Source organism: Microbulbifer sp. VAAF005 (assembly GCF_030012985.1).
In the GTDB taxonomy this organism is placed as follows: Bacteria; Pseudomonadota; Gammaproteobacteria; order Pseudomonadales; family Cellvibrionaceae; genus Microbulbifer.
Map to the genome: position 1 here is coordinate 737748 of NZ_CP120233.1, position 16412 is coordinate 754159.

Annotated in this window: 14 protein-coding genes and 1 riboswitch; of the genes, 1 reads left to right on the top strand and 13 read right to left on the bottom strand. The window is 47.7% G+C overall.

The genetic code is table 11. The annotated features are described in order from the left end of the window. Positions 1–110 precede the first annotated feature (110 nt). From cobU to P0078_RS03240, 11 genes are all read right to left on the bottom strand, one after another. Positions 111–659 carry a bifunctional adenosylcobinamide kinase/adenosylcobinamide-phosphate guanylyltransferase gene (gene cobU, locus P0078_RS03190; RefSeq protein WP_282933031.1) on the bottom strand — a complete coding sequence of 183 codons (549 nt, stop codon included), beginning with the start codon at positions 657–659 and terminating at the stop codon, positions 111–113. Beyond that, the gene (locus tag P0078_RS03195) at positions 652–1434 is read right to left on the bottom strand and encodes a heme ABC transporter ATP-binding protein (protein WP_282933032.1); all 783 of its coding nucleotides are present in this window, start codon (positions 1432–1434) and stop codon (positions 652–654) included. Before P0078_RS03195 ends, cobU begins: the two co-directional genes overlap by 8 nt. Next, positions 1434–2456, bottom strand: coding sequence for a FecCD family ABC transporter permease (locus P0078_RS03200; protein WP_282933033.1), 1023 nt, complete (start codon positions 2454–2456; stop codon positions 1434–1436). The genes P0078_RS03195 and P0078_RS03200 overlap by 1 nt, the downstream gene beginning before the upstream one ends. Then, entirely contained in the window at positions 2453–3961 is a 1509-nt protein-coding gene (locus P0078_RS03205; RefSeq protein ID WP_282933034.1) for a cobyric acid synthase, read from the bottom strand. Before P0078_RS03205 ends, P0078_RS03200 begins: the two co-directional genes overlap by 4 nt. A 12-nt stretch (positions 3962–3973) precedes the next feature. Then, the gene (gene cobO / locus P0078_RS03210) at positions 3974–4588 is read right to left on the bottom strand and encodes a cob(I)yrinic acid a,c-diamide adenosyltransferase (protein WP_282933035.1); all 615 of its coding nucleotides are present in this window, start codon (positions 4586–4588) and stop codon (positions 3974–3976) included. Between the two features lie 36 nt (positions 4589–4624). Beyond that, entirely contained in the window at positions 4625–6481 is a 1857-nt protein-coding gene (locus P0078_RS03215; protein ID WP_282933036.1) for a TonB-dependent receptor plug domain-containing protein, read from the bottom strand. Positions 6482–6584: 103 nt separating this feature from the next. Beyond that, positions 6585–6732: riboswitch (cobalamin riboswitch) on the bottom strand. Positions 6733–7121: 389 nt separating this feature from the next. Next, positions 7122–7541 (bottom strand): hypothetical protein, encoded by a 420-nt coding sequence (locus P0078_RS03220; protein WP_282933037.1) that lies wholly within the window; start codon positions 7539–7541, stop codon positions 7122–7124. A 195-nt stretch (positions 7542–7736) separates the two neighbouring features. Continuing rightward, on the bottom strand, positions 7737–8363 hold the full coding sequence (locus P0078_RS03225; protein WP_282933038.1) for a LysE family translocator: 627 nt from the start codon (positions 8361–8363) through the stop codon (positions 7737–7739). A 152-nt stretch (positions 8364–8515) separates the two neighbouring features. Beyond that, on the bottom strand, positions 8516–9106 hold the full coding sequence (locus tag P0078_RS03230) for an RDD family protein (RefSeq protein ID WP_282933039.1): 591 nt from the start codon (positions 9104–9106) through the stop codon (positions 8516–8518). 234 nt (positions 9107–9340) lie between these two features. After that, complete coding sequence (locus P0078_RS03235) at positions 9341–9694, bottom strand: DUF1428 domain-containing protein (RefSeq protein WP_282933040.1); 354 nt, start codon at positions 9692–9694, stop codon at positions 9341–9343. Between the two features lie 287 nt (positions 9695–9981). Continuing rightward, positions 9982–10917, bottom strand: coding sequence for an SPFH domain-containing protein (locus P0078_RS03240; protein ID WP_282933041.1), 936 nt, complete (start codon positions 10915–10917; stop codon positions 9982–9984). A gap of 430 nt (positions 10918–11347) precedes the next feature. On the opposite strand from P0078_RS03240, the gene P0078_RS03245 reads away from it, so the two are divergent. Next, positions 11348–12634 carry a hypothetical protein gene (locus tag P0078_RS03245; protein ID WP_282933042.1) on the top strand — a complete coding sequence of 429 codons (1287 nt, stop codon included), beginning with the start codon at positions 11348–11350 and terminating at the stop codon, positions 12632–12634. Positions 12635–12946: 312 nt separating this feature from the next. Here P0078_RS03245 and P0078_RS03250 read toward each other — a convergent pair whose 3' ends face one another. Next, complete coding sequence (locus P0078_RS03250; protein ID WP_282933043.1) at positions 12947–16093, bottom strand: efflux RND transporter permease subunit; 3147 nt, start codon at positions 16091–16093, stop codon at positions 12947–12949. 13 nt (positions 16094–16106) lie between these two features. Further along, a complete protein-coding gene (locus P0078_RS03255) occupies positions 16107–16409 on the bottom strand; it encodes an efflux RND transporter periplasmic adaptor subunit (RefSeq protein ID WP_282933044.1) in 303 nt (100 codons plus the stop codon). Positions 16410–16412 lie beyond the last annotated feature (3 nt).

Here is a 16412-nt window from a genome sequence, read left to right on the forward strand (position 1 = left end):
TGCTGCGTTGCAGCTCTTGCAAAGGGCTACGGCCATTCGCGGCGAGCTGCGCCTAACATCTGCAGCCTTCAAGACTCGTAGAGGCATTACGGAGTTATTCAGAGGCTCCTTTACTTTACAGTGAGCGGCAAACCAGCAATTGCCAAGGTGACGCTATCAGCTCGCTCGGCTAGTGCCTGATGAAGCCAACCTGCCGCATCCACAAATTCCCGCGATAACTGCCCAAGGGGCACAATACCCGAACCGACTTCATTACTGACAAAAATCCAAGGTGGGGTATTACCGTTAGAGAGGGTAAGCCTCTGATCGATACATTGCAGAAGCGCCTCTTGCTCACGCTCCCAAACGCCTTGATGAAGACAGTTGTTCAACCACAAAGTGAGGCAGTCCACCAGTACACAGTGGGACTCAGGAGCTGTAACCAGAGCCTCTGCCAGTGCAATAGGCTCTTCCAGGGTCTGCCATCGATGATCCCGGTCTTCCTGATGTCGAGCAATACGGGTAGACATTTCTTGATCGCCCGCAGTAGCCGTTGCCAGGTAGATAAGCCCACCATCGCTACTGCTATTTAGCCACTGCTCCGCGCGCTGTTGCGCAAGCCGGCTTTTTCCGCTGCGGGCGCCCCCTAGTACCAGATGTACACCATTGGTGCTAGACATCGGCAATCACCAGGGATTGACCGGTTACCGGGTGTGGCATCACCGTGACACTGTAGCCGTAAAGCTGCTGCATATTCTCCGCAGTCAATACATCCTCCGGATTTCCGTAGGCCATACTGCGCCCCTGCTTTAAGGCGAGGATTCTGTCGCTGTAGCCGCTGGCATGGGCCAGATCATGGACCGTCATTACCACAGCTACGCCACTTCGCGCGAAGTCTCTTACCGCTCTCATCATTCCATATTGGTGTGCAATATCCAGGCTGGCAGCGGGCTCATCTAATAAGAGGAGCCGCTCTCCACCATCCTCTGCCCGCCAGATCTGGGCCATCACCCGAGCCAATTGCAAGCGCTGCTGCTCGCCGCCAGATAATGTTGGGTACAGGCGCTCAGACAAATGACTAACATCCAGCACAGCCATGGCTTCCAGGCAGATTTCTCGGTCCCGGTCAGTGCCGGTGGAATGCGGAGTTCGACTGAGGGCGACCAGTTCCAGCCCGGTAAAGGCAAATGTCAGCGGGTTATTTTGCGGCAGGACGGCAACTTGCCTGGCTCGATTGCGGGCCGACAATTTTGAAAAAGAGTTACCTTTAAAGTGGACCTGCCCGGAATCCATCCTGACTTCACCGCAAAGGGCACGCAGCAGGGTCGACTTCCCCGCGCCATTGGGGCCAATCACACAAACCAGCTCGCCGACATCTACCTCCAGGTTGATATCTTGCAACAGCGGCCGATTATCGACACTAACCGCAACTCCCTCCACCTGTAGCAGAGCCATTAAATTGCCCCCCTGCTTTTACGCAACAAGGAAACAAAAAAAGGCACCCCAATCAGTGCGGTAATCAGCCCTACCGGGATCTCCACCGGGGCAATAATGGTTCGTGCCAGGGTATCGGAAACTAGTAATAAACTGGCTCCAGCCAGGGCAGAAAGCGGCAACAGTTGCCGGTGATCAGGTCCTACCCACAAACGCACTATATGGGGCACTACCAGCCCCACAAAAGCAATACTGCCGGCTACAGCAACCGAAGTGCCCACTCCAGCCGCAACAAGCACTATCAAACGGGTTTTTACCCGCTCCACATCAATACCGAGGTGCCGCGCCTGGGATTCTCCCAATAAAAGAACATTTAGTGAGGTGCCGAAGTGGGACATACTGGCAAGCAAAGCGCCCAGCACGGCCAAAACCAGAAAAGCGCGAGGATAGCTCGCTGCATCCAGCCCTCCCATAAGCCACAGGCTCATACGGCGCAGGGTGTCATTATCAGCAAAGTACTCCATTAGCCCGATCAGGCTTGCGGAAAAAGCGGTAACGGCAATCCCCATTAGCAACATGGTGGCCACGGAAGTGCCATTAATACTTTTCGCCACTTTGTAGACCAGTGTCACCGCTAAAAGGCCGCTGAAAAAAGCAGCTATGGATACAACGGGCAAACTCCCAAACGCAGCGGCAACCTCCGCTCCTAGCAGGATGGCCAAACAAGCACCGAGAGAAGCCCCTGCGGTAACACCAATCAGGGATGGGTCAGCTAGAGGGTTTCGAAATAAGCCTTGTAACATTGCCCCGCAGATGGCGAGCACAGCACCCACTCCAGCCGCCAACATGGCTCTCGGTAATCGTATTACCTGAACAATATCCCCAGCGAGTCCACCATCGCCCTGGCCACTGATCGCGGCAAATAGTTGTGAGGGTGAGAGATACACTGCCCCTATGGCAACGGCAGCAGAAAAACTAAGGGCAAGTGCTGCAGGCAGTAACCACCAGGCAATATTTAATGCTTTTATACGGGCAACAGTCACTGGGTATCCTCTTGCAACGCTGCCGTCTCCCTGGTTCCCTCAAATTGCTCGAGCCAGTTTCCCTGGATATTCTCGGCGATAGTCTCAGCCAGCCTGTCCAATTGTTGCTGCCGCTGTTCACCCATATCCAGCGGCGTAGAGTCTTTCAACCCACCCCAGGCAAAAAGTGCGCTCAGCGCTTCGGGTGAATCGAACAGCCCATGCACGTAGGTCGCGAATACCTGTCCATCAGCACTTATTGCACCATCAGGCCTGGAATTTCCGCCTTTATCACAGATATATACCGCTGGAGTTTGCAGAGCTACACCTTCTGTTATACCACAGTGGATTTCATAGCCCTGAACAGGAGTAGCTTCTTTTACTTCATTTTCCAAAGCTAAAAAGCCGGTAATATTTTTCAGTGCCTTGACTGGCTGCAAGCGAGTTGTGAAATCCAGATAACCCAAGCCCGGTTCGTTACCCGGGGTATCCTCTACCCCATCCGGATCCTGTACCTCGCTCCCCAGCATTTGCAAACCACCGCAAATACCCACGAGTTTGCCGCCATAGCGCAGATGCCGATCCAACTGTGCAGGCCAATCGTTTTCTTTTAAGTAGGCCAAGTCTGCCCGTACATTTTTACTGCCAGGAAGAATAATCCAGTCGCACTGAGGGACTGGTTCGCGAACACTGACAAATTGCAGATCGATATCCGGATGCAACCTCAGCGCATCAAAATCTGTATGATTGCTTATGCGCGGCAATACCGGCACTACCACTTTCAATCGAGCATCAGCACCGCTCTGTTGGGTACTAATGGCATCCTCCGCGTCAAGGTAGAGGTCATGGAGATAAGGTAAGACTCCGAGAACTGGCTTGCCGGTATACTCCTCTAACCAGTCGAGCCCCGGCTGAAGTAATTGCAGATCGCCACGAAAGCGGTTGATCACAAAACCGACGACACGCTCTCGCTCTGAGGAAGACAGCAATTCGAGGGTGCCTACCAAGTGGGCGAACACACCTCCGCGATCGATATCGGCAATCAGTACAACCGGGCAATCAACGGCCTCGGCAAAGCCCATATTGGCAATATCGTTTTCCCGCAGGTTAATTTCTGCCGGGCTGCCAGCCCCTTCAACTAACACCAGCTCATATTGATCATCGAGCCGTGCGAAGGAGTCCAGCACTGCATTTTGCGCGGTAGCCTTGTAGTGATGGTAATCCAGCGCCTGCATATTCCCCAGCACTTTACCCTGGATAATAACCTGAGCCCCAGTATCTGAAGCGGGCTTAAGCAACACCGGGTTCATATCGCTGTGGGGGTCGATTCCACAGGCCTGGGCCTGCAACGCTTGTGCCCGCCCTATCTCACCACCATCCACCGTAACGGCACTATTGAGTGCCATATTTTGCGGTTTAAAAGGTGCGACACTGACTCCGCGCTGGGAAAAGTAACGAGCGAGCCCGGCCACCAAAGTACTCTTGCCGGCATCGGAAGTCGTGCCCTGAACCATCAACACGGACATAGTGAAAACAACCTAGTAATCTACGCCTTTGCGGGCTTTGATGCCCGCTTTAAAAGCGTGCTTAACATCTTTCACTTCAGATACCGTATCCACTAGCTCCTGTAGTGCACTACCACCACCTCGACCAGTTACCACCAAACTCTGTTCCTGTGGCCGCTGGGCTAGAGTCTCCAATACTTTGGACTCATCCAGGTATTTGTAAGCGAGCATATAAGTGAGCTCGTCCAACACCACTAAGTCATAGGTGGTATCGGTGAGCATTTTTTCTGCCTCTGCCCAGGTTCTCTCTGCAGCAACAATATCGCTGGTGCGATCCTGAGTATTCCAGGTAAAGCCGGTGCCCATTTGATAGAGAGTAACTTCCGGGCAATGGTTTTTAAGGAAAAGCTCTTCCCCAGATTGCTGTGCGCCTTTAATAAATTGCACCACACCCACTTTCTGCCCGTAACCCAGTGCGCGTATCACCATGCCGAAAGCTGAGCTCGACTTCCCTTTGCCATTTCCGGTGAGCAGGACAGCAACTCCACGCTGGATATCGGCTGCTGCAATGTTGGCATCAACCTTCTCCTTGTGTTTTTGCATTGCCTGCTTGTGCTTGGCATTTCGTTTTTGCTCGTCTTCCGACATGGCCACCTCGTTCAAGAACCTATAAAAGAAAGTGCTTTAGAAGCTAAATTCCACACCAGCATAACCGGCGAGGCCCGCAGTGTTATAGCCTGTGACTTCCACATAATCTTCGTCGGTAAGGTTTTCACCGCGAACAAATACAGTCGTGGAGTTGTTCAGCTGATAACGGACACTGGCATCCAGCACTTGATAATCATCCAGCGAGGTGCCATCGCTATCTACCACATCCGCACTGGAGCGCAGGTTCATAACCAGACTCAAGTCACTGGTAGGCTTATATGTGAAGCCTAGGTTGGCCAAGTGCTTGGGGCTACGAGCTCGGGGAGAATCATCGGCTTCTTCAGCGTCGGTGTAGGTGTAGTTGGCTGATAACAGCAAGGTATCAGTTACCTGTGTTTCAGCAACCAATTCGACTCCACGAGATTTGCTTGTTCCACTACTTTGCAAATAACCAAATGCATCCCCATTCCAGCCAATTTCATTTTCAATAACTTGGTCAAACAGCACAAATTCGAGATACAGTGCATCTTCATTGAAGTACTCGACACCAAGATCCAGACCCTGACTCTCTTCCGGCTTAAGGGACGGCAACTCTAATGGGGTAAAAGTCAACCAATCAAATGCAGTCGCGTTGTGGTTAACTTCATACAGGCTTGGGGCACGGAAGCCAGTCCCATAACTACTTTTTATCTTTACGGTACCGTTGGCAACACCTTCGAACAAATAGGCTGAACTGGCGCGGAAGCTATTGTAACTGCCAAAATCGGAGTTGTTGTCATGACGAAGGCCAAGGGTGATATAAGCCTTGTCAGCATAGCTTCCCTGATATTCGGAATAAACTGCCCACTGATCCCGATCCAGGTCTCCCGAAGTATCTTCACGATGCTCTACCCCGTAGACTACCCCATGTTCGCGGCTAAACCCGTGGGAGCCCATTAGGTTTAACTTTTCGATATCACCTTCTGCTTCATAGGAAGTCACACCTTCATCGATATAGGTACGCTGCAATTCAGATCGTGTATAGGCTAATTCCTGTTGGCTGTCCTCACCTTTGTGAGCCAAGCTAACACGAGCACTTTCCTGACTAAACTCAAAGTTGCAATCGTCATGAAGAACAAACCAACCGCAGCGATCATATTCACCTGAGGCATCGGTATCCCGCGCTACGGCCTCAAGTCGCCACTGCTCAGAGATATTCCAGCCTACACGGCCATGCAAGGTTTCATTATCATAACCGTCGTCATCTTTCAGTTCGGTGTCATAACTACTAGTATTAAAACCATCGGTTTCTGCCACTGCTGCAGAAACAAAATAATCCAATGTTTCATTGGCTCCGCTAGCGCTGGCATTGTAGCGTTCAGTATCGAAGCTACCTCCCTCGGCAGACAGCTCAAAGCGCTGCCCTTCACCCTCGCGGCGAGTCGAGATATCCAGCACTCCACCGGCATCGGCCCCGTAGAGCATTCCCTGCGGGCCACGCAGCAGTTCCACACGCTGTAAATTACTGCTCATAATATGTTCAATATGAGCACCGGCCTGAAGGCCGGTTGGGTCAGAAATGTCGATACCGTCTATCTGGACCAAGGTTCTGAAACCGGACTCTCCACGTACCCTTAAGGAGGTTGTCTTGCCCATACCCCCTGTATTGGTAACAGACACGGAAGGCACACTGCGCAAAACATCGGCAAGGGACACCAATCCCCGCTCTTTTAGCTGCTCTTCATCCAATACAGTTACTGAAGTAGCTACCTGGCGCAGCGGCTCGCCCTGACGGGAGCTCACAACAACCACGGTTTCCAGGTCTGGAATTGAAGATTCGGTAACAGTGGATTCAGCAAAAGACGGCGCGCTCACGGCTGACAGTACAGCCAGGCTCAATATAGATTTTTTCAAGTTTCAACCCCTAAGACAAAAGCACATGGGATCGAGGGAGGAATAGCAATGCGGCACGCCGAAGCGCGAAAGATCGTATTGCAAGATGGTAGCCCTCCGCTCCATCGTGTTTAGAAAAGAGGCCGGTATCGGGCTTACCACTCAGAATACAGGTGGATCACCGTTGCGGGGGCAGCGCCGGATTTCCGGACTTCCCGTTTAACCTTCTCAGCCAATTCAGGGCAGAAGGCACCTCTAATCGTGGTCGCGAAACTAGTGGAAAGGTACCGGAAAGTCAACAGAAGCCAAAAAATGTGAGGGAAGCTTGTTCGTGAGCCGGGTATTCCCTCACTACATAAGTACTAGTTATTCATGAGCAAGATTTCAAAAGCGCTTAGCAAGGTACCTTCACATAAACTGAGATCAACCTTGAGTTGCAGCCATAATAAAGAATTTATCAATAAATCATTCCGCTAACTATTATCAAATACTGCAAGCCAATCTGTGTAATATTTATCCGCATATTGACGAAAGAATGGAAACAACCAAGATGCACTTCTTTCATGAAGATTAAACCCACATCCATCATCAACAAGTACATCTTTGTCAACTATTCCGGAGAGCGCATGATGTAGAGCTGAAGCGCATAGTAGAAATTGCCCTATTGAATCGGCGATAGGCCTAAAATCCCACCCCCAGCCCCATGCATGGCACGATATACCTTTGAATTTCGGTTGCTTTCGGCCAAGTCAACAATGATTGGATCTGCCCCCTCATCGCCGAATAAAAACCAAGTTTTATCCCAACCGGGTATTGGCTGATTGTCAACTGGATTGTAGTTATATCCATTCATCAGCCATGACAAGCGCCTGGCACTATAAAGATCAATTGGATTGCCCACGCCATCAAGATATTGACTGTGTGCAGGCGCATAGTGGACTATATACTCTTGAAACTCTTTCGGAAAAACAATATCCCTTTCCTCTTGCAACCGAAAATAGATAGAGTTTCCGCCTCCCTGAAGTTCGAAATTTGTCTTTGAAAAACTATGAATCAACTCAATATAATCTTTAATATCCATACTACGTAACTCGCGAAACTACTTGCTGTATTTTTTTGGGGAGGGTACACAGCTCCATTTAGAGCAACGGGTACGGCTTACCCTACTCATCTAACTGCGACCTACTTACCACCTTGCTTCTGACAGCGGGAGGGGCGCTGTATATTTTACAGAAGTACCCAACATAGATTTTTGTATATTCTTACATACACCTTCCTATTTTGATGTGCCAACTAAAACACAACCAGCACCAACAAAAGTGGAACCAAATATACGACCGAGCAATCGACTTGAGGCCATATTCCTGGATTTTTCTTTAGTACCAAAAACTAATAAGCTATAACAAAACAAACAACTAAAAGATAATGCCATAAAAGTGAAAACCAGCAAGGAGAACTGGGGTAAGAGTGGATCTGACAAGGAAATAAATTGCGGGAAAAGCGCGGTTGTGAATATAATCGCTTTAGGGTTCGTTAAGGCAATTAAGCCCCCTTGAATATACAAATTCAATGCGCCTCGCCTAGCATTACAAGCTACATCAGCAGAATCCGCCCTTCCTATTCCGTTTTTCCAAAGTTTAACCCCCATATAAATCAGATATCCAGCCCCAATCATCTTTACCATAGTAAACGCTACGGAAGAGTTAAGGACAATTACACTCAATCCAATAACTGAAAGCCCGGACATAACAAACAAACCAGATATATTACCCAATGCCGTGAACACACCCCCTCTAACACCGTCCGATAGAGTATTGATAGAGACCAGTAGTGCCGCAGGCCCTGGGGTAGCAGTCGCCAAGAGTGCGATTACGCAAAAGGCTAACCAACTTTCAAATGCCATTTAACTCACCTTAATTGACCATTGCTCCTCAGGGGAAGGCAAATCGGTAGTAGACTAGTAAACTTCCAGCCTTATTCTCCTCGCCCCATATAAGCGACCAGACCACCCCAGCCAAGGAAGCACAAAAGCCGAGACCCAAAAGCACAAACTAATTAGAAACTGCATAGAACTTTCCAGCTGACTGCAAATCTGCCTAAAAGCACACAGCTCCGATACTGAAAAAAAGAAATCATGGATGCGAAGAGCATTGAAAGTAATAGATATACACCTACTACAACCAATCTCCGGACCTTTCCTGGATACTTATAGTCTAGCGATTCAGTGCGCTCATCAAGCACCTCATAGCCTGGCAATGAAGCCGGGTCCTTTACAACCACTAGCGACACTGAGAGAAAATCATGCACAGCTTGACGCTTCTTTGATGTAAGAATAGCGATTAGTGAAGGAACCCCTAAGAATAGTTTAAAGAACGTCCTGACAAGTGCCTGAAAAATATTAATTTTTTTATTGGCTCCCACCTTACGGATACGAATACCCATTAGATGATGCCCAACATTCCCACCAGTTAACGAAACCAATACCGGTTCAAATAAGATGATCGGCATTAGAATTAAAGCTGATTGGTACACATCATTTTTTAAGCCGATGCTAGTACCAACAGCTATTGAAAAGGCAACAACTACAACTAGCACCAAAGAATCAATCATCAATGCTCTAAGTCTTCTGGATAACTTGGGGTACATATTTGTTAGAAATTTCTATTCAAAGTGGCTTATTAAAAAGAGGCCCTTGTATACCACCTTTATCACCTCATCTAAAGTATTTTTAGTAGATTTATACTCCGAGGACACATGCATGCCAACTGTCTGCGACACCTTTGTACCACTAAAATACAATCTCATGGCAACGCAGGCTAAAGAGTTGATATTGCTCTCAACCACTCATGTTGACATGCTGCAACAACCTACAAATATGCCTTATTTATCCAAAATAATATTGAAACCACCATAGATTAATCTCTTACCATCAAATGGCATGGGGTTCTGATCTGGGTGCATCCTCGGGTCATCCATAACCGCTTGCCACCCAGAATCTCGAACTTCTTTAGAAGGCCAAACGACCCAGGAGAACACTACGGTTTCATTGCCTGCACACTTCACCGCCAAAGGGAACGAGGTTAATTCGCCCTCAGGAACATCATCACCCCAAGTTTCAACAACCTTTAGAGCCCCCTGCTCTTTAAATACTTCTGCAGCAATTTTTGCATGCTTAATATACTCTTCTTTATTGTCTGTGGGTACAGCTGCTACAAATCCATCTGCATAAGACATTTTTAAGCCTCCGATATTTTTCTAAATTGAAAATTTACTGCGGAAATTAAACACAGACTCGCAAAGTACCTCTAACTCTCAGAGCTAGTGATAATAAATAGGGCTTAGACCTAAACTTTTCCAGTCTATAGCCTATCTAGACAACAAGCCCAAGAATAACACTATCCAAAAGGCAACCTCACAATTAATAAAGCGCCATCTGGCAGCCCCACTCACTGCATATAAATCGCCATTCACTTTGAAGCTACCAAAGGATAGCCCAAAGGCTTATCCCTCGGACGACCTTATTAAACAGGCTCGGACTCTCTCAAGGATCGTTGTTTTGCTACCGCAGCCGACTTATCAGGTAAAGGCAAAGCGACAGGTGCTTGCTGCGTCTGACTGGTAGCCATTACCACAGTGCTGCCGTGACGTGCGGCAGTTACAAGCGCATCATTATCCGCAATGGCAGTCATAAAGCGCAGCGCTTCGTCAGCGCTGGTGCCTGCACTGGTAAGGGCCTTGATAGCCTCGGCAGCACTTTCGGCATATACCCGTCGCGCCTCACCCATTTTCTCCATACGGATCTTTACGGACTCACCATCAGCTTTAGCTTTACCCACTTCGCGTTCCCGGATTGCCTCAGCCTCATAGGTAGCGGCCTGCTTCTCCCGCTGCATTTCCATAACTTTGTTAGCCTGAACCTCTACCGACTTCGGCAGGCGTGGCTCATCTGACAATACATCGACAATCTCAACACCAAAGTCATGGAAAAAGTGGCGAAGACGCTCTTTGGCCTTATCCGCTATCTGTTCTTTCTTGTTATAAACATCTTCAAGCTCAATGCCATTAGCAACAGGAATAGCGGCATCCGTTGCAAAAGATTTTAGTTGTGCCTGATAATTTTCCAGGTCATACAATGCCTTGTAAGCGAGCCTCACATCTGAGGCCACCTGATGTTGCACTTTTAAAATCAACCCAAAGGTCACATGATTACTTGTTTTCAAGCTAAGCTCTACTGGCGTTTCGTGCAGTGCTGTAGAAGCCTTTTTATCAACCCAAGATAGATAAGGAATAATCAGGTTGAATCCAGGTGTAGCAGTCTTCCAGTATTTGCCTAAAAATAGAACAAAGTGGTACTGTTTTGGTTCAACGATAACAATAGCTTTAGCAATCAAAAAGGCTGCCGCCACCAACGGTAAAATTGGCCAAAAAGGAAGGGCTTCAAAGAATTGTTCTAACATATATAAGTGTTTCCAAACAGTGGTATCAGCAAATTATCATTTAAATCACCAATAGAAAATATAGCTAACGGATTGAGAAATCAAACTTTAACAAGGCTCTCTACCCAAGAGTCACTCAGGCTTACAGAAACTCTGATACTTTATTTAATCCAGCTCGACATTTATTCATCGACATACTAAAACAGTCTGTCTGCTTGAAACTTTAACTTTATTCACCCTGAAATTTTGGCTAACTAGCTTGAGCCAAACAGATAAACTCAAGCATATTTAAATTTTTGTAAAGTCAAATACATCATAAGTCCATCCGTTTGATATATACATTGTTTAATTGGCCGCAATCAACACAAATGATGCTTCGAACTTTTTTGTGATTAAGGGCCGAAACAACTACTTTACATAACATGAATACAGGTTAGAGGCGAGGCTCCCTATGTCCGGCAGAGAGCTCTCCAGAGCACTTGGCCCCGAGGAAGTACTGTTTACTGAGCTGGCAAGAAGAACATGCGGCGGAACCTTGATAATCTCATTTATCAAAGTTCTCATCCCTATGAGTATTGAGCAACTAAAGTCTGGATTTGCCTGGATTCACACAATATATCCCCTACTACAAGCAAGGGTAGAGACTGGGGAGCAGCTATGTTGGCGGTGTGACGTACCATTCGAATCGATCCCCTTTGAGATTAGAAGACTCGACAAACCTTTAGATTTTGAACACGAATTCAATCGTAGGGGCGAATCAGGGCTTGATGTCAGCAAATGTACTTATACTATTACCTTCTATATCAATTCTGATGACAAAGTAGAATGGGTTTCCTTAGTTAGTAGCCATGCAGCTTTGGATGGCCGGTCAATTATGACCTTATTCTATGTCTTGGATCTTTATTTTAAAAGTGATGATTCATTTAGACTTGAAGAGCAACCTCTTTATGATCCAGTTGAAAGCTATTTCAACTCTCCAAAACATTTTGCAAACAAAGAATCATCACAATTTAAAAACAATCTATTCAAGTGGCCAGTAGAGGAACCTGCATTTGCTGCTGAGCGGGAAGGACATGCCATCTACCGTGCTTTTCCCGTAGAAGAAATTACACAACTGGCAATATTGGGAAAACGTCATAAAGTAAGGCCCACAGCCCTATTTTGTGCGGCAGCTATTCAAGCCGCTCAAATACTGCCAAATCATAAGGACTGGATAAGTATCTTACTACCCATGGATGTTAGGGATCTATGTGGCTCACAGATTGGAATTAGTGCTATCGGTGCCTTCTCTGCAGCAACAACCCTTGAGATAATGCCAGATATTGACATAGAGGACACATGGCAATTAGCACAATACTTACAGTTTGAACTTGATAGGCAAGCAGAGGCAGGAGAGTCTTGCAAATTTTTATTCCCGCAAAACTATAAGTTGAATGACATAATAGATTTCGTACAAGAATATGAAAATAATAAACCAGTATTTCCTGAGGGAATCTGTGTTTCTAATGTAGGAAGTATGAAAGCACTTAATACAGAAATGAAATACTTTGAAATTGTCAGTGGAATTCCACTTCAAACCCACGGCGCCCACCCAATTTCAATATTAACTTATTCAACCATGCGCAACTCTGTATTTGTTTTTTCATACTGTGACCCACTAACCAAAAGGGACAATATTTTAAACTTTGCGGAAAGGTTTATAAATATTCTAAAAAAACTGGAATTAAGTGACATGTAATACTACTTTACAAACAGCCAAGCAAAGATACACTAAACATATTTATACATCATTGAAAGTTAACTATTTCAAGGCGTCAACATGTCCGCATGGATAAGCGCCACCTTTAGCACAAGAAGCAACCAATCAGGCTTGCCGAAACCCAGTTAAGCTACAATCCTGTGTAGCACTCGAAAGAGTGCCTCCGTGGATGTTAGAAACACACCCCCAACTTCACTGTAAGTCCTAAATCAGAGCACTTTTAACAATAAATTTATATTCACTTTGGGAGCACCTACTTCTCCTCAAGGTGAAGTAGGTGCTCACGGAAGCTTAGCTCAGTCTCATATACTCTTTAACAGCTTTTTCCCTGCCATGCACAATCCGATAAAGTAACGGAAGTACAAACAGAGTTAGAAGTGTGGAAGAAATAATCCCCCCAATCACAACCGTGGCCAGGGGCCTTTGTACCTCTGCGCCGGTACCCACATTCAATGCCATAGGCACGAACCCCAAGCTGGCAACCAGAGCAGTCATCAGTACAGGGCGAAGACGAATCATTGCTCCGTCAATAATCGAAACCAAAAGCTCACCGCCCTGTTGCCGCAGCTGACGAATAAATGACAGCATTACCAGGCCGTTTAAAACCGCAACACCAGAAAGGGCAATAAACCCAACCCCTGCAGAAATCGATAGAGGCATACCGCGCAGCCATAGAGCTAGCACCCCGCCAGTTAGCGCTAAGGGAACTCCTGTAAAAATGATCAAGGCATCTTTGAATGAGCCGAAAGCCATTACTAGAAGACCGAGGATTACCAAAAGCGTCAGCGGGACAACGATAGAAAGACGCGTACTTGCAGATTCCAGTTGTTCAAATGTACCTCCATATACCAACCAGTAACCGGCAGGCAAAGACACCTGTTGTTGGATTCGGGCTTTTGCCTCCTCCACAAAAGATCCTAAATCGCGATCGCGTACATTCGCGGTTACCACTACACGGCGTTTGCCATTTTCACGACTGACTTGATTGGGAGCCGGTGTCATTTCAAGATTGGCTACTTCAGACAAAGGCACATAGCTACCTAGCGGGCTACCAGCGGGTAAAGGTACAGGTAAGTCACCAAGGTTTTCATAGTCCCGGCGCAGCCCTTCCGGCAGCCTTACTACCAATTGGAAGCGGCGGTCACCCTCATAAATCAGCCCTGCAGATTCCCCACCAATTGCGGTTGACACCAAGTCCTGTAGGGTTTTCAGGTCGATGCCATAGCGGGCAAGCGCTATACGCTTGGGGACTACAGAGAGAACTGGCAGACCTTCAACCTGCTCTACTCGAGCATCGGCTACACCCTCAATTCCATCTAACACACCCAGGATTTGATTAGACGAAGCGACAAGCTGGTCCAGGTCATCACCAAATACTTTGATGCCCAGATCTGCACGCACACCAGAAATCAACTCGTTGAAACGCATCTGGATTGGTTGGGTAAATTCGTAGTTATTACCTGGAAGCTCTCGAACGGCAGCTTCGATTTCTGCCACCAATTGCTCCTGAGACAGTTTTGGATCGGGCCATTGATTTCTGGGTTTCAGGATCACAAAGTTATCAGCCACATTCGGAGGCATTGGATCTGTAGCTACCTCTGGAGTACCAATTTTTGCAAATACCTTGTCTACCTGGGGGAACTCCTTAATGCGCTGCTCCAGTAGACGCTGCATTTCCACCGACTGCTCGAGACCAGTCCCCGGAATACGTAAAGCGTGTAGTGCAATATCGCCCTCATTAAGCTGAGGGATAAACTCAGAACCGAGAGTAGTAGCTAGCCAACTACAAAACAGTACTAAAGCAAGAGCCCCTGATAGTACCAGCCAACGCACTTTCATTGCGGCAATTAAAAGCGGCTTGTACAGTGACTTAGTAGCAACAATCACCTTATTTTCTTTTTCACTGACTTTCCCGGTGAGAAAAACAGCAACCGCTGCTGGTACTACGGTGAGAGACAGAACCAATGCAGCCAATAACGCCATAACCACAGTAGCGGCCATAGGGTGAAACATCTTTCCTTCGACACCAGTCAGTGTGAACAAAGGAATATACACCACCGTGATAATCAACACTCCAAAAAGGCTTGGGCGAATCACTTCATTGGTGGCCTGGAATACCAGCTCCAGTCGCTCTTGCAGAGGTAACTTACAGCCCTTGCGCTGTTGGGCTTCGGCGAGCCTGCGAATCGCATTTTCTACGATAATTACAGCCCCATCGACAATCAGACCGAAATCGAGCGCACCGAGACTCATCAGGTTGGCAGAAACACCGGTTTGCACCATACCAAATATAGTGGCGAGCATGGAGAGCGGGATTACAGCAGCTGTAATAAAGGCAGCCCGAATATTTCCAAGCAGCAAGAACAGCACGACGACTACCAGCAACGCACCTTCAATAAGGTTTTTCTGTACTGTAGCGATGGCTTTGTCCACGAGCGTCGTGCGATCATAAACCACTTCCACCTTTACACCTTCAGGTACAGTGGATTTTACTTGCTCCAAAGCTTCCGCCACATTGCGCGCGACCTCGCGGGAGTTTTCCCCCACCAGCATCATAGCGGTGCCCAATACGGTTTCTTCACCATCTCGCGTAGCAGCACCGGTACGCAGCTCTTTACCAATAGCCACTTCAGCAACATCAGAAATTTTAACCGGCACCCCGGATCGGCTGGTAATTACTACGTCTTCAATTTCTCCGATATTCTGTAGTTGTCCCGGTGAACGCACTAACAGTTGGCGTCCATTATTTTCCAGATAGCCAGCACCTCGACTTTCGTTGTTGCGACGCAAAGCCTCGGCAATATCCTCCATAGATACGCCGAAATTAAGCATCTGGCGGGGGTCCGGTGTTACGTGATACTGCTTGTTATAGCCACCGATAGTATTTAGTTCCGTAACCCCCGGAACGAGAGACAATTGCGGTTTAATAATCCAATCCTGAATCTCCCGCAGTGCAGTGGCGTCGTAGGGCTGGCCATTGGGCTGGGTTGCTCCGGGCAGAGCCTCCACGGTATACATAAAGATCTCACCGAGCCCGGTGGCAATGGGCCCCATTTCCGGCTCCAACCCCGGGGGCAGATTGCTCTCGATGGTACCCAGACGACTGTTTATTAAGTTTCGCGCAAAATAGAGATCTGTCCCCTCTTTGAAAACCACGGTCACTTGGGATAGCCCGTAGCGCGAAATCGAACGGGTGTACTCCAAATTGGGAAGTCCGGCAAGTGCCGCCTCTACCGGATAGGTGATTCTCTGTTCAGCTTCTAAAGGCGAGTAACCAGGTGCTTCAGTATTAATCTGCACCTGAACATTGGTGATATCGGGGACCGCATCAATTGGGAGTTTCTGGTAACTCCAAACCCCGAGCCCCACCAGAATAAAAATTAGGGACAATACGAAATAACGCCGCTCAATGGAGAAGCGCAGGATGCTTTCAATCATCTTCTGGCCTCAATTAATGGTGGTGAGCAGCGCCGGATTTCTCTATATCCGCCTTGATTAAGTAACTGTTTTCAGTGACGTAGCGGTCTCCAGGGTTGAGTCCACTTAATACCTCTGTAACCCTGCCATCGGTCCGCCCAAGTTCCAGTGGGCGAATCTCATAAGCATCCCCTACTTTTACAAACACAACGGTCCAATTGCGGAAGGGTTGCAGCGCTTGATTTTCCACCACTAAAGACGCAGGACTCTCATTGGTGACCACATCAGCTTGAACCATCAGGTCTGTTGTCCAAATGTCCTCTGGATTCTCAATCATTGC

Bases quoted from the DNA above. Each gene is read 5' to 3' on its own strand.
- cobU (WP_282933031.1), bottom strand. From the start codon at position 659: ATGTCTAGCACCAATGGTGTACATCTGGTACTAGGGGGCGCCCGCAGC.
- P0078_RS03195 (WP_282933032.1), bottom strand. From the start codon at position 1,434: ATGGCTCTGCTACAGGTGGAGGGAGTTGCGGTTAGTGTCGATAATCGG.
- P0078_RS03205 (WP_282933034.1), bottom strand. From the start codon at position 3,961: ATGTCCGTGTTGATGGTTCAGGGCACGACTTCCGATGCCGGCAAGAGT.
- cobO (WP_282933035.1), bottom strand. From the start codon at position 4,588: ATGTCGGAAGACGAGCAAAAACGAAATGCCAAGCACAAGCAGGCAATG.
- P0078_RS03220 (WP_282933037.1), bottom strand. From the start codon at position 7,541: ATGGATATTAAAGATTATATTGAGTTGATTCATAGTTTTTCAAAGACA.
- P0078_RS03225 (WP_282933038.1), bottom strand. From the start codon at position 8,363: ATGGCATTTGAAAGTTGGTTAGCCTTTTGCGTAATCGCACTCTTGGCG.
- P0078_RS03230 (WP_282933039.1), bottom strand. From the start codon at position 9,106: ATGTACCCCAAGTTATCCAGAAGACTTAGAGCATTGATGATTGATTCT.
- P0078_RS03235 (WP_282933040.1), bottom strand. From the start codon at position 9,694: ATGTCTTATGCAGATGGATTTGTAGCAGCTGTACCCACAGACAATAAA.
- P0078_RS03240 (WP_282933041.1), bottom strand. From the start codon at position 10,917: ATGTTAGAACAATTCTTTGAAGCCCTTCCTTTTTGGCCAATTTTACCG.
- P0078_RS03245 (WP_282933042.1), top strand. From the start codon at position 11,348: ATGTCCGGCAGAGAGCTCTCCAGAGCACTTGGCCCCGAGGAAGTACTG.
- P0078_RS03250 (WP_282933043.1), bottom strand. From the start codon at position 16,093: ATGATTGAAAGCATCCTGCGCTTCTCCATTGAGCGGCGTTATTTCGTA.
- P0078_RS03255 (WP_282933044.1), bottom strand. From the start codon at position 16,409: ATGATTGAGAATCCAGAGGACATTTGGACAACAGACCTGATGGTTCAA.